Annotated in this window: 14 protein-coding genes and 2 pseudogenes; 7 read left to right on the top strand and 9 right to left on the bottom strand. The window is 47.3% G+C overall.

Going from position 1 to position 18,450, the window contains the following annotated elements:
• Window positions 1–11 precede the first annotated feature (11 nt).
• Window positions 12–496: pseudogene (locus B8P98_RS27935) on the bottom strand (IS1-like element IS1X2 family transposase); the annotation flags it as partial.
• Window positions 497–586: 90 nt separating this feature from the next.
• Between B8P98_RS27935 and B8P98_RS27930 the strand changes: the two are divergent.
• The 4 genes from B8P98_RS27930 (at window position 587) to B8P98_RS27910 (ending at window position 6,171) form a co-directional block, all read left to right on the top strand.
• Window positions 587–1,794 (top strand): IS3 family transposase gene (locus B8P98_RS27930; RefSeq protein ID WP_085955172.1). Its coding sequence is split into 2 segments (ribosomal slippage): window positions 587–908 and window positions 908–1,794, totalling 1,209 coding nucleotides; the frame shifts between segments, so codons are not numbered across the junction.
• 190 nt (window positions 1,795–1,984) lie between these two features.
• Window positions 1,985–2,682 (top strand): IS1 family transposase gene (locus B8P98_RS27920; protein ID WP_223174975.1). Its coding sequence is split into 2 segments (ribosomal slippage): window positions 1,985–2,234 and window positions 2,234–2,682, totalling 699 coding nucleotides; the frame shifts between segments, so codons are not numbered across the junction.
• Between the two features lie 151 nt (window positions 2,683–2,833).
• Complete coding sequence (locus tag B8P98_RS27915; RefSeq protein WP_004178088.1) at window positions 2,834–4,831, top strand: BCCT family transporter; 1,998 nt, start codon at window positions 2,834–2,836, stop codon at window positions 4,829–4,831.
• 62 nt (window positions 4,832–4,893) lie between these two features.
• Complete coding sequence (locus B8P98_RS27910) at window positions 4,894–6,171, top strand: DUF2254 domain-containing protein (RefSeq protein ID WP_004152070.1); 1,278 nt, start codon at window positions 4,894–4,896, stop codon at window positions 6,169–6,171.
• 332 nt (window positions 6,172–6,503) lie between these two features.
• Here the strand turns inward: B8P98_RS27910 and B8P98_RS31945 are convergent, their stop codons facing one another.
• From B8P98_RS31945 to B8P98_RS31755, 4 genes and pseudogenes are all read right to left on the bottom strand, one after another.
• The gene (locus tag B8P98_RS31945) at window positions 6,504–6,695 is read right to left on the bottom strand and encodes a hypothetical protein (RefSeq protein WP_318191006.1); all 192 of its coding nucleotides are present in this window, start codon (window positions 6,693–6,695) and stop codon (window positions 6,504–6,506) included.
• Window positions 6,677–7,657: an IS5-like element ISKpn26 family transposase gene (locus B8P98_RS27900; RefSeq protein WP_020806188.1), complete on the bottom strand. Its 981-nt coding sequence runs from the start codon at window positions 7,655–7,657 to the stop codon at window positions 6,677–6,679. Before B8P98_RS27900 ends, B8P98_RS31945 begins: the two co-directional genes overlap by 19 nt.
• Before the next feature lie 696 nt (window positions 7,658–8,353).
• Window positions 8,354–9,190 (bottom strand): EAL domain-containing protein, encoded by an 837-nt coding sequence (locus tag B8P98_RS31760; protein ID WP_004178087.1) that lies wholly within the window; start codon window positions 9,188–9,190, stop codon window positions 8,354–8,356.
• Between the two features lie 66 nt (window positions 9,191–9,256).
• Window positions 9,257–9,769, bottom strand: a pseudogene (locus B8P98_RS31755) (CSS-motif domain-containing protein); the annotation flags it as partial.
• A gap of 640 nt (window positions 9,770–10,409) precedes the next feature.
• Between B8P98_RS31755 and B8P98_RS27890 the strand changes: the two are divergent.
• The gene (locus B8P98_RS27890) at window positions 10,410–10,667 is read left to right on the top strand and encodes a hypothetical protein (RefSeq protein ID WP_004197688.1); all 258 of its coding nucleotides are present in this window, start codon (window positions 10,410–10,412) and stop codon (window positions 10,665–10,667) included.
• A gap of 553 nt (window positions 10,668–11,220) precedes the next feature.
• Here the strand turns inward: B8P98_RS27890 and B8P98_RS27885 are convergent.
• Window positions 11,221–12,341 (bottom strand): IS3-like element ISKpn34 family transposase gene (locus B8P98_RS27885; RefSeq protein ID WP_087759866.1). Its coding sequence is split into 2 segments (ribosomal slippage): window positions 11,221–12,083 and window positions 12,083–12,341, totalling 1,122 coding nucleotides; the frame shifts between segments, so codons are not numbered across the junction.
• Between the two features lie 223 nt (window positions 12,342–12,564).
• Complete coding sequence (locus B8P98_RS27880) at window positions 12,565–13,533, bottom strand: IS5-like element IS903B family transposase (protein ID WP_011977741.1); 969 nt, start codon at window positions 13,531–13,533, stop codon at window positions 12,565–12,567.
• A gap of 19 nt (window positions 13,534–13,552) precedes the next feature.
• Here B8P98_RS27880 and B8P98_RS27875 point away from each other — a divergent pair, with 19 nt between their 5' ends.
• Window positions 13,553–13,864, top strand: a complete 312-nt coding sequence (locus B8P98_RS27875; protein ID WP_071527918.1) for an EAL domain-containing protein — start codon at window positions 13,553–13,555, stop codon at window positions 13,862–13,864.
• Window positions 13,865–13,890: 26 nt separating this feature from the next.
• On the opposite strand, the gene B8P98_RS27870 is transcribed toward B8P98_RS27875, so the two are convergent.
• The gene (locus tag B8P98_RS27870) at window positions 13,891–14,838 is read right to left on the bottom strand and encodes a sensor domain-containing diguanylate cyclase (protein WP_004152065.1); all 948 of its coding nucleotides are present in this window, start codon (window positions 14,836–14,838) and stop codon (window positions 13,891–13,893) included.
• Between the two features lie 1,143 nt (window positions 14,839–15,981).
• On the opposite strand from B8P98_RS27870, the gene B8P98_RS27865 reads away from it, so the two are divergent.
• Entirely contained in the window at window positions 15,982–16,722 is a 741-nt protein-coding gene (locus B8P98_RS27865) for a tyrosine-type recombinase/integrase (RefSeq protein WP_064141638.1), read from the top strand.
• A gap of 717 nt (window positions 16,723–17,439) precedes the next feature.
• Here the strand turns inward: B8P98_RS27865 and B8P98_RS27860 are convergent.
• Window positions 17,440–18,450 carry a RepB family plasmid replication initiator protein gene (locus B8P98_RS27860; protein ID WP_004182030.1) on the bottom strand — a complete coding sequence of 337 codons (1,011 nt, stop codon included), beginning with the start codon at window positions 18,448–18,450 and terminating at the stop codon, window positions 17,440–17,442.

Here is an 18,450-nt window from a genome sequence, read left to right as displayed (position 1 = left end):
ATGACCCCAACTTACTGATAGTGTTTTATGTTCAGATAATGCCCGATGACCTTGTCATGCAGCTCCACCGATTTTGAGAACGACAGTGACTTCCGTCCCAGCCTTGCCAGATGTTGTCGCAGATTCAGGTTATGTCGCTCAATGCGCTGAGTGTAACGCTTGCTGTTAACGTGCAGCTTTCCCTTCAGGCGTGATTCATACAGCGGCCAGCCATCCGTCATCCATACCACGACCTCAAAGGCCGACAGCAGGCTCAGAAGACGCTCCAGTGTGGCCAGAGTGCGTTCACCGAAGACGTGCGCCACAACCGTCCTCCGTATCCTGTCATACGCGTAAAACAGCCAGCGCTGACGTGATTTAGCACCGACGTAGCCCCACTGTTCGTCCATTTCAGCGCAGACAATCACATCACTGCCCGGTTGTATGCGCGAGGTTACCGACTGCGGCCTGAGTTTTTTAAGTGACGTAAAACCGTGTTGAGGCCAACGCCCATAATGATGTAGCCCCCTGAAACACCGGACAGTAGCTGTATCTCCAGATAAGAGATAGGCTTGAATATATGTCTAACACTAACGCCAATTTTGAGATGACCGGGATCCTGTTAGGGCAAGAAGCCCGTAAACGTAAAACTCCTCAGGAGAAGATCGCCATTATCCAGCAGACGATGGAGCCGGGCATGAATGTCTCCCATGTCGCCCGCCTGCATGGTATCCAGCCCAGCCTGCTGTTTAAGTGGAAGAAGCAATATCAGGAAGGCAGCCTCACCGCCGTTGCGGCCGGAGAGGAAGTCGTTCCTGCTTCTGAGCTTACTGCTGCTCTGAAGCAGGTCCGGGAACTTCAGCGCCTTCTGGGCAAGAAGACGATGGAAGTTGAGATCCTGAAAGAAGCCGTGGAGTACGGCCAGTCGCGAAAATGGATAGCGCACGCGCCCTTGTTGCCAAAGGACGGGGAATAGCCCTGGTCAGCCGCACCATGGGCGTGTCGCGTGCGCAGCTGTCACTGCGGATTAACCGTTCTGCCGACTGGCAGGACAAGCGCTGTAACCGGCGTAATGACGAAGCAGACGAAGAAATACTGTCGGCTATCCTCGACATCATCAGCGATATGCCGAGTTATGGTTATCGACGCGTGTGGGGCATCCTGCGCAAGCAACGTCGCACAGAGGGACAGCCACCTGTGAACGCCAAACGGCTTTACAGGATAATGAGCGAGCATAACCTGTTGTTGTTGCATGACAAACCAGAGCGACCGAAGCGTGAACATAAGGGCAAGATAGCGGTGGCAGAAAGCGATATGCGCTGGTGTTCAGATGGCTTCGAGTTCGGCTGCGACAACGGCGAAAAACTGCGGGTAACGTTCGCGCTGGACTGCTGCGACCGTGAGGCCATAGACTGGGCAGCAAGCACGGGAGGCTATGACAGTTCAACCGTGCAGGATGTGATGCTGAGGTCGGTGGAAAAGCGCTTCGGCGACAGGTTGCCCGATACAGCGGTGCAGTGGCTGACGGACAACGGTTCAGCGTATACCGCGTATGAAACGTGGAGGTTCGCGAGAGAGCTGAATCTGGAGCCCTGCACAACAGCGGTGAGCAGCCCGCAGAGTAATGGCATGGCCGAACGGTTCGTGAAAACGATGAAAGAAGACTATATCGCGTTCATGCCAAAACCGGATGTGAGAACAGCACTGCGAAACCTTGCAGTAGCGTTCACGCATTACAATGAAAACCACCCGCACAGCGCGCTGGGATATCACTCCCCGAGGGAATACCGGCGGCAGCGGACATCGTTAACTTAAGATACAAAAGCTGTTCGGAGATGGAGGGTCAAGATCACTAGACTGGCCCCCTGAATCTCCAGACAACCAATATCACTTAAATAAGTGATAGTCTTAATACTAGTTTTTAGACCAGTCATTGGAGAACAGATGATTGGTAATGCTGCCAACTTACTGATTTAGTGTATGATGGTGATTTTAAGGTGCTTGCGTGGCTTCCATTTCCATCAGATGTCCTTCCTGCTCCGCTACTGAAGGCGTGGTGCGTAACGGCAAAAGCACTGCCGGACATCAGCGCTATCTCTGCTCTCATTGCCGTAAAACATGGCAACTACAGTTCACTTACACCGCCTCTCAGCCCGGTACGCACCAGAAAATCATTGATATGGCCATGAATGGCGTCGGATGTCGCGCCAGTGCACGCATTATGGGCGTTGGCCTCAACACGGTTTTACGTCACTTAAAAAACTCAGGCCGCAGTCGGTAACCTCGCGCATACAACCGGGCAGTGATGTGATTGTCTGCGCTGAAATGGACGAACAGTGGGGCTACGTCGGTGCTAAATCACGTCAGCGCTGGCTGTTTTACGCGTATGACAGGATACGGAGGACGGTTGTGGCGCACGTCTTCGGTGAACGCACTCTGGCCACACTGGAGCGTCTTCTGAGCCTGCTGTCGGCCTTTGAGGTCGTGGTATGGATGACGGATGGCTGGCCGCTGTATGAATCCCGCCTGAAGGGAAAGCTGCACGTTATCAGCAAGCGTTACACTCAGCGCATTGAGCGACATAACCTGAATCTGCGACAACATCTGGCAAGGCTGGGACGGAAGTCACTGTCGTTCTCAAAATCGGTGGAGCTGTATGACAAGGTCATCGGGCATTATCTGAACATAAAACACTATCAGTAAGTTGGAGTCATTACCGAATATCGGATGATTTGTATCGGAACTCATTACACCATGCGTTCCGATTAACGCCGCATAGCCAGTTGAACTTTGCTACTCTGTGAAAGGTAGTACCGTCTATCCAGTGCGGATTTAATTAATGGAATAAATGATTATGAGTGATAATGATACAATCCCGAAGAAGTCTACAAGCCAGATTAACAAAGCGGTATTCTTTACATCTGCTTTGCTAATTTTCCTTCTTGTCGCCTTTGCCGCCGTATTCCCGGATGTCGCCGACAAAAATTTTAAACTACTACAGCAACAAATCTTCACGAATGCCAGCTGGTTCTACATCCTTGCTGTGGCCCTGATTTTACTAAGTGTCACGTTCCTTGGACTCTCACGCTACGGTGATATCAAGCTGGGCCCGGACCATGCGCAGCCTGATTTCAGCTACCATTCCTGGTTTGCGATGCTTTTTTCGGCAGGGATGGGGATCGGCCTGATGTTCTTTGGCGTTGCCGAACCTGTAATGCATTATCTTTCGCCTCCCGTTGGCACGCCAGAAACCGTTGCGGCAGCCAAGGAAGCAATGCGTCTGACCTTCTTCCACTGGGGACTGCACGCATGGGCAATTTATGCCATTGTGGCGCTGATTCTGGCGTTCTTCAGTTACCGTCACGGTCTGCCTTTAACTCTGCGCTCCGCACTCTATCCCATTATTGGCGATCGCATATACGGGCCTGTAGGTCATGCGGTTGATATTTTCGCTGTTATAGGCACGGTCTTTGGCGTCGCGACATCGCTGGGTTACGGCGTTTTGCAGGTGAATGCCGGTTTGAACCATCTTTTCGGGGTGCCCATCAATGAAACGGTGCAGGTTATTCTGATCGTGGTCATCACGGGGTTAGCGACGATTTCAGTGGTGTCCGGCCTGGATAAGGGAATACGTATCCTGTCTGAGCTCAATCTGGGTCTGGCGTTGTTGCTCCTGGCGCTGGTCCTGTGTCTGGGACCAACCGTGCTTCTGCTGAAGTCATTTGTGGAAAATACGGGCGGTTATCTTTCGGAACTGGTGAGTAAAACGTTCAACCTTTACGCGTATGAGCCTAAGTCGAGCAAATGGCTGGGGGGCTGGACATTACTGTACTGGGGATGGTGGCTTTCATGGTCGCCGTTTGTGGGGATGTTCATCGCACGGGTCTCCCGCGGGCGAACCATTCGCGAGTTTGTCACCGGCGTGCTGTTTGTTCCCGCGGGTTTTACGCTAATGTGGATGACAGTGTTTGGTAACAGCGCGATCTATCTCATTATGAACCAGGGGGCCACAGACCTCGCCAATACTGTTCAGCAGGATGTGGCGCTGGCCCTGTTTAATTTCCTGGAGCATTTCCCGTTCTCTTCCGTGCTGTCATTCATCGCAATGGCGATGGTCATCGTCTTCTTTGTCACGTCTGCTGACTCGGGGGCAATGGTAGTTGATACTCTGGCAACAGGTGGAGTGGCAAACACACCCGTCTGGCAGCGAATATTTTGGGCCTCGCTCATGGGCATTGTCGCAATTGCGCTTCTCCTTGCCGGAGGGCTAAGTGCGCTGCAAACAGTGACAATAGCGAGTGCATTGCCTTTCTCAGTGATCTTACTGATATCCATATACGGACTTTTAAAAGCTTTGCGCCGGGATTTGACCAAGCGTGAAAGCCTGAGCATGGCGACAATTGCTCCTACGGCTGCACGTAACCCAATTCCCTGGCAGAGAAGGTTACGCAATATCGCGTATCTGCCGAAGCGATCTCTTGTGAAACGTTTTATGGACGACGTCATCCAGCCCGCCATGACGCTGGTTCAGGAAGAGCTGAACAAGCAGGGGACGATAAGCCACATCAGTGACGCAGTCGAGGATCGTATTCGTCTTGAAGTCGATTTGGGTAACGAGCTGAATTTTATATATGAAGTGAGGCTTCGCGGGTATAGCTCACCGACCTTCGCGCTCGCCGCGATGGATAATAATGAGCAGCAGACTGAACAACATAGATATTATCGCGCTGAGGTATATCTCAAAGAAGGCGGTCAAAATTATGATGTGATGGGCTGGAACCAGGAGCAGCTGATTAATGACATACTGGACCAGTACGAAAAACATCTGCACTTCCTGCACCTCGTTCGTTAATAGCAACATGCCGTCCTGGGGGCGGCAATTATTTATCCCGGCCGCAATATGAGGAATGCAGAATGATTTCACGCTGGAAATGGATTCTGAAGCAGACAGTTAAAAAGCTATGGTTCAGGGCAACGTTATTCGCCATTGTCGCGATAATAACGGCCCTTTTATCAATTCTTTTTAAATCAATGATACCTGAGTCGGTTTCCGTGAAGGTTGGTGCGGAAGCAGTCGATAACATTCTGAACATACTGGCATCGAGTATGCTGGCAGTGACCACTTTTTCGTTGAGTATCATGGTCACAGCCTACGGTTCAGCCACTACTAATGTGACTCCCAGAGCTACGCGTTTAGTTGTTGAAGACGTAACCACACAAAATGTACTGGCCACCTTCATCGGTTCTTTTCTCTTCAGTCTGGTAGGGATTATTGCCCTCAGTATGGGAGCTTATGGAGAAAGGGGGAGAGTCATTTTATTCATTGTCACACTGGTTGTCATTGCCTTAATCCTCATCACATTGCTTCGCTGGATACAGCATTTGACCTCTCTGGGAAGGGTAGGTGAGACAACGGCAAAAGTAGAACAGGCGGCCATCGAAACATTTATTGCGAGAGCAAGAAATCCCTGTCTCGGCGGATATCCATGGCTTGAGAACAATGAACAGCCGAAAGGAACGGTTGCAGTTTATCCGAAGAAGATTGGCTATGTTGAATATATTAATATGGTGAAACTTAGCAAGCTGCTGACCAATGATCCCCGTCATGTATACCTCGTGGCGCAGCCAGGCAGTTTCATCCATCCATCCATGCCCGTTTTGTACCTGAGTCAAGGCCAGGAGTCATCAATCAGCGCCGATTTACTTGAGACGATTATTGTCTCGGATGTACGTTCATTTGCTCAGGATCCCCGATTTTGTCTTAGCGTCATGGCCGAAATAGCCTGCCGGGCACTTTCCCCCGCAGTGAACGATCCTGGAACCGCCATTGATGTCATTGGCAGAGGTGTTCGTATACTTTCCACTTACGCGCAGAATAAATCTGATGAAATAGAAGTGAAATATCCTTCAGTTCATGTTGCACCACTTCAGAATAACGATCTACTGGAAGACTTTTTCTCACCTGTCGCGCGCGATGGTGCCGGTATGAGGGAGATACAGATAAGAGTCCTTAAAGGACTGTCTATGCTGAGTAAGGGTTGGCCTGGGATATTTTCTGAGGCCGCGCATAATTTAGCATTTGAAACATTAGAGCATGCAATACGTGCTGACCATATAGATTCTGACAGATGTCTAATAAAATCAATTTATTATAATTTATTTAGTGGTGAAGACTCTAATAAAAAACCATAGTTGTGGGGAAAGTAATTAGGCCGCAGGAAAGATAATGGCAAAAAAAATTCCGAGAATGGGCGTCAGTTTTGTGGCATATGCGGGCGTGTTAATTGCGAGATGTATTAACCTATGGAGAGCAGTTCCATCTATACTCCTGTCAGCCCATGCTGGAAATATTGTTATCACTAGTCCTATCACGGAAAAGTTAATTGTATATTCTAACCCTACGCAGTATTCCGCTTAATGGCTTGCTTCTTTGTGTCTTTTCCCAACAGTATCCGACAATAAAAAGTACGTGAAGTAAACCCAACAAAATAACGCTGTACTGTATGGTCAGTCAATGTATTAGATTAACAGCTTTCGGGTATTTTTCTAGGGAAGGTGCGAATAAGCAGGTCATTTCTTCCCAAGCTGACTCGCTGATTAAAATTTCGCGGATCTGGGCCGATTTTTTTCCCGCAAACACATCGAATCAGCCTATTTAGGCTATTTTTTCCACCATTTCTGGCGTTATTTCCGGTTTTTACTGAGATCTCTCCCACTGACGTATCATTTGGTCCACCCGAAACAGGTTGGCCAGGGTGAATAACATCGCCAGTTGGTTATCGTTTTTCAGCAGCCCCCTGTATCTGGCTTTCACGAAGCCGAACTGCCGCTTGATGATGCGAAACGGGTGCTCCACCCTGGCACGGATGCTGGCTTTCATGTATTCGATGTTGATGGCCGTTTTGTTCTTGCGCGGATGCTGCTTCAAGGTTTTTACCTTGCCGGGACGCTCGGCGATCAGCCAGTCCACATCCACCTCGGCCAGCTCCTCGCGCTGTGGCGCTCCTTGGTAGCCGGCATCGGCTGAGACAAATTGCTCCTCTCCATGAAGCAGATTACCCAGCTGATTGAGGTCATGCTCGTTGGCCGCGGTGGTGACCAGGCTGTGGGTCAGGCCACTCTTGGCATCGACACCAATGTGGGCCTTCATGCCAAAGTGCCACTGATTGCCTTTCTTGGTCTGATGCATCTCCGGATCGCGTTGCTGCTCTTTGTTCTTGGTAGAGCTGGGTGCCTCAATGATGGTGGCATCCACCAAAGTGCCTTGGGTCATCATGACGCCTGCTTCGGCCAGCCAGCGATTGATGGTCTTGAACAATTGACGGGCCAGTTGATGCTGCTCGAGCAGGTGGCGGAAATTCATGATGGTGGTGCGATCCGGCAGGGCGCTATCCAGGGATAATCGGGCAAACAGGCGCATGGAGGCGATTTCGTACAGGGCATCTTCCATGGCACCGTCGCTCAGGTTGTACCAATGCTGCATGCAGTGAATACGCAGCATGGTCTCCAGCGGATAGGGCCGTCGGCCATTGCCCGCCTTGGGATAAAACGGCTCGATGACAGCGGTCATATTCTGCCATGGCAGAATCTGCTCCATGCGGGAGAGGAAAATCTCTTTTCGGGTCTGACGGCGCTTAGTGCTGAATTCACTATCGGCGAAGGTGAGTTGATGGCTCATGATGTCCCTCTGGGATGCGCTCCGGATGAATATGATGATCTCATATCAGGAACTTGTTCGCACCTTCCCTAGTGCTTTGAAAAAAGGAATATCAGACATTTGAAGGAATTCAGGATGTCAACACCAGTTGCTTTAGAGAAAAATGGAAACGGCTTCCTATTCACTAGATGCAATAGATAGAGGTCCTCGTTATCTGCTGAAGCAAATATTGGAATTGCATTCAACCCTCAACGACTTCTGATTTTCAAGACAGTGTCTACTTGTACATAACACATATCTGCAGCACTGTGCTGAATTAGGGCCAGATGGCACTCCAGCCCCCTGAGGTAGGGACACATCTTCAAAGATTCCAGGTTTTTTCTACTACTTTCATCAATGCCATCTCTGGAAGGCGCTGAGTAGTTATCCGCAGCAACCAGCAGAGTTATGTTGCAGACGAATAATGCTGTCTACCGGATACTGGCAGCCCCGACTCCTCTGTACTATGAGACAAAGCTCGCTCATCTCAGTAAATATTACATTCGCTGTTCCGTGTTTTGCATCAAATCACATCCTGGTTTCTCTGTTATTTAAGCAGTTCAGAACGACTTTTCAGTAACGCTTTCCCCTGCGCCAGCAGCAGGTGATTACACTGCCCTTCAATTTCTACCAGCTGATCGGCAAGCAATTGCTGAGTGTTTGCGCTGAAAGTGCCGGTCAGTTCAATTCCCGGATGGTAAGTTTTCTCGCTTCTTCCAGCGGAAGCGCTCTGGAGTAATACCAGCCCTGAGCATAACTCTGTGGCCAGAACGTCTTCAGATAGTTCACCTGCTCCTGAGTCTCTACACCCTCAAACACAATCTTATCTGCAATGGAGCGGAACATCTCATGCAGTCCGGGAAGAAGATCATATCGTAAAGATTCAGTACCAATAGCACTAGTTAGCGATTTGTCTATTTTTATTTCATCTACATCAAGCGCAGTTACCAGATTAAGATTAGAATATCCTGTCCCAAAGTCATCGATGGCAAACCTGACACCATGATTTTTATATTTATCAATGTGAATTTTCATACCTTCAAAATCCCCTCCTTGACGCTCCGTAATTTCAAGAAGGATTGTTTTATATGGGATGTTATATTCAGAAATTAATCCTAGTAGTTTATCCCTGAATTTTTCTGAATCAAGATCGCTTGGATTAATGTTTACGCTCAAAAATATTTCATTCTGAATAGCAGTATGGATAAATTCTCGGATAGCATGGTTAATGACGAATAAAGTCACATCCTCCTGCAACCCTTCCCTTTCAGAAAGCGGTATAAATACTTCAGGGCTAATATTCCCGAGTCTTTCATCTTTCCATCTGAGCAAGGCCTCAAATCCGCAGATCTGTCCGTCTTCAATTCTGTAAATAGGTTGATAGACCAGCGACAGGGCTTCATTTTTCAAAGCCTTTACAAACCTTGCAGATAGTGAACTATTGAGTTCTGCTCTGTTCATAATGATAATATAAATCATTAAACCGGAAAGTAGTGACACTGTTACTAATAACATTTGTATGCTCCAGTGCTCTGAAAATATCCCCGTAAAATACCCACCTCCTGCAACACAGAGATCATAATGTAGGCTACATGCCCTAAACACTCTAAACCTTAGTGGAACGCTATCATGCCGATCAAGAAGAGGAGCATCAGGTCCTATATTGAAGTAATGCCTGTCATGCTTACTATTTCCGACAACAGCGCTAAAGTTTTTTGAATACATATCAGTTTCGAATCGTCTGAAGACAAATGGTGATAGGGTCACCATAATACCTTCAGAAATATATCCATTGACGGATATATCATCCATAAGCTTAATACCAAAAAGCCACACTCCTTCCCGCGAAGTCCATTTTTTATCAAAATGTTCCAGACTTAAGGTGGGACGTAAACTCCCCCACAGAGCACTACAGGCTAATTCTCCTTTTATGATGTAGCCAACATCTTTAATCAACGGATAGGGCCATACTACAACCCGAAGATGTAGGATATTTTCATTAGTACATGGACTGTCTCCTATATTCAAATGTGACTTTGCAGCAGTCTTGACAGATTCAGTCTGAACCAGGAGCGATTCAGAGCGAACAAGCACATCGGAAGTATAGTCTTTAATTTTATCCCGAAAAATCAGGTAAGATACGCTCTCAGATAATACAAAAAAAATATACCAGCTGAAAGAATCGATAAAGAGAGGACTGATAGATTATGTATCCACTTTCCAGGGCTAATCAAACGTTCCAGCTTACGACTAACCATGCAGATCTCCCCTCAAATTGAAAAGATATAAAGCTATATTTTCGCCAACTTCACTGACCGATTAGCTGGCACTGAACATACTATTCCAGTATACCTATTCTTGCCTTACTCATCCCGGGTATGAATCAAATAATGTGACATGGTTCGGATAGATACTGGTTATGATTTACAGAGATAATTCATGCGTTATTAATAGCCTCGTGAAGGCTCCAGATGCATGGTGCAACTTTTAAGCGATGCATGTAATGCGGTTTTTTACCCACTAGTATAGAACGAATATTCATTTCTTGCTGGGCGATCGCACACTAAGGTGTACACCAAAATAAAGACACTCTTTTTTGAAAAAAACAGAGTAAAATGTTGTGTGACATCGGCATTACAAAACGAAAATTCATGTTATAATCGGGTTATTATTGATAATGTTACGCATTGCAACGTGTAACCGGATATCTGCATTTGGGTGAAGATAGCTTAAGATGGATAAAAAATATGATTTTTCGCTCAGTTATGAAGCCTTAACACGGGTATGTGAAAATGCAATATGTGAACATATTCGCAGAGCAGGTTCTCTGGAAGGGTTAGGTTTCGCACTTGAATATACAAAGGCCTATGCTATCCTGGAAGTATGGTCTCTGCTGGCAGCTGCTGGCGATACATTTCCAGCTCTCATTGAGAAAGACAGAATATATCTGTTGCAACTAATTTCCGGGAAAAATAATATAGAGCTACATTAAATCATAAATTATTTGGCAGAACATCTCCGTTTTTACTTAACGCCCGCCGGAATCACTGACGTGAGGAAAATGAAATTTGTTGTGCAATAATAATTCTGATTATTCTGGTCAGTCGGATTGGCCGTAGAGTTTCAGTATTCTTGTGCGATGACAAGGCGGGATAACTACCGTCATCGCGCCCTGTCTGGAATCAATGACTTCAGTTTTAGATATAAAGAAAAAACAATATACACATTAGATAAAAGTGAGAAAAACTCGTCCTGTATAACATCAGGTAGAGTAAAGCATTTATCATTAACTTACTGAAGACGGAATAACTACATTTATACCCGAAAGCTATTCTCTTTGAATCTACTTTAGATTTCTATTATTTCTGATTGCCATAGGCTTTTTTACAGTACCCTGTGATTTCCTTGACTTCACTTTATATTTTATTATCATCCCATATAATAAAACCAGCGAAATAGACAAAACAACATACAATAACATAAAAATACCTGTGTTAACAATTAAAAAAGGAGATTTGACCTGCCCCCAGAGTTAGATACAACCTTCAGTTAGTAATGTCGGTTGGTTTTTCTTCATATTTCCCGTTTCGCCAGCCCGCTGCAAATTCAGCCGGCGTCAGGTAATTCAGTGATGAATGTGGTCGACACTCGTTATAATCCAGTCGCCAGTCATTAATGATCTTCCTGGCGTGAACAATATCGCTGAACCAGTGCTCATTCAGGCATTCATCACGAAAGCGTCCGTTAAAACTCTCAATAAATCCGTTCTGCGTTGGCTTGCCGGGCTGGATAAGTCGCAGCTCCACACCATGCTCAAAAGCCCACTGATCGAGTGCGCGGCAGGTAAACTCCGGGCCCTGATCGGTTCTTATCATAGCCGGATAGCCGCGAAACAGCGCAATGCTGTCCAGAATACGCGTGACCTGCACGCCTGAAATCCCGAAGGCAACAGTGACCGTCAGGCATTCCTTTGTGAAATCATCCACGCAGGTCAGGCACTTGATCCTGCGACCTGTGGCCAGTGCGTCCATGACGAAATCCATTGACCAGGTCAGATTGGGCGCCATCGGGCGGAGCAGCGGCAGACGTTCTGTTGCCAGCCCTTTACGACGTCGTCTGCGTTTTACACTCAGGCCATTAAGTTGATAGATGCGGTAAACCCGCTTGTGGTTAACGCAAAGACCTTCACGTCGCAGAAGCTGCCAGATACGCCGGTAACCAAAACGGCGGCGTTCAAGTGCCAGCTCTGTGATGCGTAGAGACAGCTGCGCGTCAGCAGCCGGACGCTGAGCCGAATATCGGCAGGTTGACAGGGACAGACCTGCCAGCCTGCAGGCACGACGTTGCGACAGACCCTTAGCCTCGCACATGACTTCCACGGCTTCCCGCTTCTGGTCTGTCGTCAGTACTTTCGCCCAAGAGCCACCTGAAGCGCCTCCTTATCCAGCATGGCTTCAGCAAGCAGCTTCTTGAGTCTGGCGTTCTCTTCCTCAAGCGACTTCAGGCGCTTAACCTCAGGCACCTCCATACCGCCATACTTCTTACGCCATGTGTAAAAGGTGGCGTCGGAAATGGCGTGCTTACGGCAGAGCTCACGGGCAGAAACGCCGGCTTCGGCCTCGCGGAGAATACATATGATCTGTTCGTCGGAAAAACGCTTCTTCATGGGGATGTCCTCATGTGGCTTATGAAGACATTACTAACATCACGGTGTATTAATCAACGGGGAGCAGGTCAGATTAGGTCGAGTCCGTGAGTGATTTTAACATATACGCGAATTGATACAACTCATATGTGCTAGCCAGTTTCATCTTTTTCTTTATTTCTTTTATAGGCTTTGTTGAATAAATCAGATTTCGGGTAAGTCTCCCCCGTAGCGGGTTGTGTTTTCAGGCAATACGCACGCTTTCAGGCATACCTGCTTTCGTCATTTTGTTCAGCGCTCGTACCAGGGCCATAGCCTCCGCAACCTGACCATCGTAGTCACGCAGCGTCAGTGCCCCCCCGAACAGCTGTTTTACCCGGTACATCGCCGTTTCCGCTATCGAGCGACGGTTATAATCTGTTGTCCATTTCCACCGCGCATTACTCCCGGTCATTTGCTGATTAGCCACTGCACGGTTACGGTCTGCATATTCACCGGGCCAGTAACCCGCACCTTTTCGGGGTGGGATAAGCGCGCTGATTTTCTTACGCCGCAGTTCATCGTGACAGAGCCGGGTGTCGTAAGCGCCGTCTGCCGATGCTGCCCTGATTTTTCTGTGAGTCTGCCGGATAAGACCCGGGAAGGCTTCTGAGTCCGTCACATTGTTCAGCGACAGGTCAGCGCAGATGATTTCATGTGTTTTACTGTCAACGGCGAGATGCAGCTTACGCCAGATACGGCGGCGTTCCTGGCCATGCTTTTTGACTTTCCACTCGCCTTCACCGAAGACCTTCAGCCCGGTGGAATCAATTACCAGGTGTGCGATTTCACCCCGGGTGGGCGTTTTGAAACTGACATTAACCGACTTTGCCTGCCTGCTGACACAGCTGTAATCCGGGCAGCGTAGCGGAACGTTCATCAGAGAAAAAATGGAATCAATAAAGCCCTGCGCAGCGCGCAGGGTCAGCCTGAATACGCGTTTAATGACCAGCACAGTCGTGATGGCAAGGTCAGAATAGCGCTGAGGTCTGCCTCGTGAAGAAGGTGTTGCTGACTCATACCAGGCCTGAATAGCTTCATCATCCAGCCAGAAAGTTATGGAGCCACGGTTGATGAGGGCTTTATTGTAGGTGGGCCAGTTGGTGATTTTGAACTTTTGCTTTGCCACGGAACGGTCTGCGTTGTCGGGAAGATACGTGATCTGATCCTTCAACTCAGCAAAAGTTCGATTTATTCAACAAAGCCATTTTGGGACTGGATATTCCTCTCTCAACTATCTAAGAGAATTTCCATTTGATGCGATTAAGTTAGACAGAACATTCATTAGTGGTATTGCCCACGTTGCACGGGACTTATCTATTGTAAGAAGCATAGTGTCTCTTGGAAAAGCTTTCAGTTTAGGTATAGTCGCAGAAGGTGTGGAAAATAATGAACAGTTTGAATTGCTAAAAAATATGAATTGCGATGAATTTCAAGGTTATTATTATTCGAAGCCTTTGTCAGGTGATCAACTGATTGATTTTTTGAGGGGCCAAAAAAAATAGGGCTGTATGTCCTATTTTTTCATATACTATCGTTTTCCCTTTTTAATTTCATACATTCTTTCGTCTGCATCCTGCATGATAGCAGAGCATTCAGTATGAATTTTCTCATCATATTCAATAATCCCTGCAGAAAAATCTATGTTGTATTTTTTTTGAGAATTAAGATTGTAGCTGGTAATCCCGGCCCTCAATTTATGAAGGAATTCTTCTGCTTCTTTATAGGTTGACTCGGGTAATAGAACACCAAATTCATCACCTCCTAATCTTGCAACAACGCTTTTTGAACTACTAAGATCTTCCAGCATATCTGCAAAATTGCAAAGTACTTCATTACCTTCTGAATGACCGAAGTTATCATTGATTGGTTTAAAATTATCGAGATCTATGATCAGAACACAGAATGTTTTTTTCTTTTTTTTGGCTTTTCTTAACGATTCATCCGTCATTAGGGCGAAAGAACGCCGGTTACATATACCTGTCAAAGGATCAGTAGTTGCTTCGTTTATTATTCTAAACTCATCCTCTACGATTTCTGCTAAATCTTTAAGCAATAAGAAGTCATCTCTGGTTAATACTCTTGGTTCTGTATCAATAATACATATTGTTCCAGCTATCTCACCATCTGGCAGTCTTACGGGATGCCCTGCATAAAACCGGATATAAGGATCATTTTTAACTAATTTATTTTCTTTGAATCTTGGATCAAGGCTTGCATCGGGCACTATTAATGGTTCACTAAGATCTACTGCTATTGTACAAAATGAATCACTTCTATCTGTCTCTTTTATCTTCAGCCCATAACATGACTTAAACCATTGCCTGTCTCTATCAATTAATGAAACAAGTGCTATTGGTACATCAAAGAGTTTGGTGGCAATCCTCGTCAATCTGTCAAATCGTTCTTCATATTTTGTATCAAGGATCCCCATAGAATATAATGATAATAACCTGTTCTCTTCTTTATGGTTTGTCATAATTTTCATCTTGAGTGGTTATTGCAGGGTAGTGTTGGTTATCGCTATCTTATCAGAATTGTCCTGGAACTCAATAATCCCAATATCTCATAATCATATAAAACTTAACAAGTTTCCAATAAATCATGATGAATAGTGAACTGTTACATCTAATCATCTGTGACCTGAAGCGCTCATTATACACTTCCATGTATTCAGAATGCATAATGATTTGTATATTAAAAATCGCCATAACTTACAATGACTTATTTTTTGTGGCACAATTAAAGCGCATCTGTTCAAATAAATGTAAAGACATTAATGCTTGATCTTCATGGTTTCTTATGAAAACCAGTGGCTGAAGAAACGTATGGCAGTTCTGAATCTGAACAAGACGAGACGGCATGAAAGGTTCAAGAAAATTGTCCAGGAAGGTACATAGTTTCCTTATCCAATATTTTCTACTGAGGGTATATTGTATCAGCTTAAGACAGGAACTGTTGATACAGAACAGAAAAGTTCAACACAGCCTGAATCTGCGCGACGCTAAATTTTTTCCTTCTGGCGAACCAACAAACAGCCCGTTTATAGAGAGATTCTGCAGACGACAAAAGGATTAATCCCTGAAATTGCACTGAATTGTCACCTGAAGATGTGCAGGACAAGCCAGATTACTCTTACAAGGGATACCATCGTAATTTAGCAAAAACACCTAAGACCTAAACGACAGCTAAGTACATAGTGCCGGACGGATCATGATTTTTTATTTAACTTACGGACTTCATTTTTCAGCAATTATCTTTTCTCTTCTGTTGTAAACTTATGAAAGCGTTACGCGAAATCCCGCAAGGTTACAGGGGTGTACCAGGCCGGAAATCGCGTAGCGCTCTCTTCTCTTCTGTTTCCTGCCTAACATGTACATCCTGGCATTACTCCAATTCTCCCAAAAACCGTAAAACAGCCATCAACCCGCGTCATTACTGGCTTCATGGAGGATCTGAGCAGAAAAAGGATCCTTTACGTATTTGGTTTTACCCGCAATAATGCGGGATAAGACAACAAAAGGATCCGCGCGCTGCGATTTATTGTCATGGCAGGATCGGCCCGTCAGGTGCAAAATACCTGTATCCATAAACAGTGCGTGCGCTACGTGAAAAATAACTCATGAACAGCATCATTCCCCTGCAGAATTCACCAGAACGCGTCTCCCTGCTGCCGATCGCCCCGGGCGTTGATTTTGCGACCGCGGTGGCACTCCGGCGGATGGCCACCTCAACAGGTGCCACGCCGGCTTACCTCCTGGCGCCGGAAGTGAGCGCCCTCCTCTGGTATATGCCTGACCAGCGTCACCACATGTTGTTCGCCACCATGTGGAATACCGGGATCCGTATCGGTGAAGCCCGGACGCTCACCCCGGAATCGTTCGACCTGGATGGTCTGCGCCCTTTTGTTCGGGTGCTGTCGGAAAAAGTGCGGGCACGTCGTGGCCGGCCGCCAAAAGATGAAGTGCGTCTGGTACCGCTGACGGATGCCAGTTTTGTGCGTCAGATGGAAAGCTGGATGGTCACCACCCGCCCCCGCCGGCGTGAGCCGTTATGGCCGGTCACGGATGAGACAATGCGCAACTGGCTGAAACAGGCGGTGAAGCGGGCTGAAGCTGACGGCGTGCATTTTTCGATTCCGGTAACGCCGCATACTTTCCGGCACAGCTATATCATGCACATGCTTTATCACCGTCAGTCCAGGAAGGTCATCCAGGCGCTGGCCGGGCATAAGGATCCGCGCTCGATGGAAGTCTATACCCGGGTATTTGCGCTGGACATGGCTGCCACCCTGGCCGTTCCCTTTACCGGTGACGGTCGCGATGCCGCGGAGATCCTTCGCTCCCTGCCCCCGGCCGGCTGAGATTGGCACGCCTGGCATGACGTCCTGTATTCCGCTAATACGGAATACAGGAGCAGAGCGCATTCAGCCCCCTCCCTGCTCCAGCACACCAGTCCATCATGCTGATGACTGAACCGCCGTGGTCTTACCCGGTGACCTGCAATCCTGCAGGCATCAACATACCGCAGACAAGACAGGGCACAATGCAGGCATTCTGGCCGTGCATCCCACGGTGCGTTATTTCCTGAAAGCTCAGCGAATCATCCCGTTAACTGCGACAGTCATTGACCATCTGTGGCCCACATTTTTCTGCCATCCGGCTCCCGTTTCCTGATCGCATTTAGCAGCGTGAAGCTGGCGCCGGGTTATACAAACAGCTGCAGTCTCATCCTGCCGGGCTAAATCTGCAGTACACAGGGGAACGGATACCATCAGGTAACATGACCGTCTCAGCATCCGATTGAGATCTTCGTAAGGGGTATAGAGCTTTACTGAAAAATTGACTGTGGCATGTTATCACCCATGAAATAGTGAACAGACCAGGGAATACCCCCGTTAAACCCGCATGCCGTAGTCAATATCTGCGTATCAAGACCCGAAATCACATATTACAGTCAAGATTGTTCGATCCGGGCAGACATGATAGAGAATAAATATTGACTGCGGTATGCGTGATGCATATCACAGTCAATGGAATGTCCTTAGCGGCATACGGCAGTCATGATATGCATATCGCAGTCAATTTTCTGGCTTCATCGCTGAGAGGGCTTCAGCCAGTTTAAGAGGATCGATGCCCGCAGCCTTCAGCGCCTTAATGACTTCGTCATAATTTTGCTCTGGCGCCTTCTCTTCTTCCTCATTGCGCGGAACCTTCACAGGGCCACTGATGAGTTTGGGGTTGCGATAATGCACGCTGAAATAGGTGGCTCGGCCACGTTTAAACTCGGTGTAATCCAGATAACCAATATCCCGCAGCTGCTCCATCGCCTTACGCACCGTGTGGTTCTGCGTATAGACATTTGAGGTGAGATTCAGCCGCTCACGCATCCGTTTCATGGAAATAGGTGCAGGATTCTGGGGAAGACTTTCGATGTAGGTATAAAGCGCCTGGGCTGATTCCTTGCGCTGCAGGGCGTCAATGGCTTTCAGCCGCAGCAGTACCCTTCTGTCCATGTGGTAAAGCTCAAACAGCTTAGGTTCAGCCTTGATCTCAACGATATCCTCGTTGATGTCATAATAGGCTGACTGCACCAGATGGGTGGTCCATCCTTTGGTCTCGCTCTGGAACTTCAACGTAACCGAGGCGAGTTTAAACAGGGAATTACTGATGCGATCGCGCATTTTTTTGTTTGAACGACGGGAGTCAAATCCGCACATCTTAACGAATTCGACGAACGACAGTTCCAGGGTGTCACTTTTTACCCCATACTCCGACATGGAGCGAATTATCCCCAGCCAGACTTTAAAATCCGTGTCCATATCAAGACGCGAACCGGTGATCTTAACGTCAGTGTACCCTTCGCTTTTGGCAATGGACAGCTGTACAAGCTCCTCAGTCGCGTCTGTAACGTTTTTCCGGTTCGCCTTGCTCTTCCCTGTTGATTTCAGAGTTGGGACGAAGAGACCGAGTCTCATGAGCGCTACTGGCTGCACGGTACTGGTGCTGTTGACATCCAGCTTAACAACTTCGCCGGTTGTCTTATCAACTTCCTGAAGGTTCAGAAGTAAGCTGTTATTTTCGCTCGTCAT

The sequence above is a fragment of the Klebsiella quasivariicola genome (assembly GCF_002269255.1).
Taxonomy (GTDB): Bacteria; Pseudomonadota; Gammaproteobacteria; order Enterobacterales; family Enterobacteriaceae; genus Klebsiella; species Klebsiella quasivariicola.
This window is presented reverse-complemented; position numbering and strand designations above follow the sequence as displayed.

Excerpts from the sequence above, each read along its gene's own strand:
- B8P98_RS31760 (WP_004178087.1), bottom strand. The coding sequence starts at position 9,190 with ATGTTATTAGTAACAGTGTCACTACTTTCCGGTTTAATGATTTATATT.
- B8P98_RS27865 (WP_064141638.1), top strand. The coding sequence starts at position 15,982 with ATGAACAGCATCATTCCCCTGCAGAATTCACCAGAACGCGTCTCCCTG.
- B8P98_RS27915 (WP_004178088.1), top strand. The coding sequence starts at position 2,834 with ATGAGTGATAATGATACAATCCCGAAGAAGTCTACAAGCCAGATTAAC.
- B8P98_RS27870 (WP_004152065.1), bottom strand. The coding sequence starts at position 14,838 with ATGACAAACCATAAAGAAGAGAACAGGTTATTATCATTATATTCTATG.
- B8P98_RS27860 (WP_004182030.1), bottom strand. The coding sequence starts at position 18,450 with ATGACGAGCGAAAATAACAGCTTACTTCTGAACCTTCAGGAAGTTGAT.
- B8P98_RS27910 (WP_004152070.1), top strand. The coding sequence starts at position 4,894 with ATGATTTCACGCTGGAAATGGATTCTGAAGCAGACAGTTAAAAAGCTA.
- B8P98_RS27890 (WP_004197688.1), top strand. The coding sequence starts at position 10,410 with ATGGATAAAAAATATGATTTTTCGCTCAGTTATGAAGCCTTAACACGG.
- B8P98_RS27900 (WP_020806188.1), bottom strand. The coding sequence starts at position 7,657 with ATGAGCCATCAACTCACCTTCGCCGATAGTGAATTCAGCACTAAGCGC.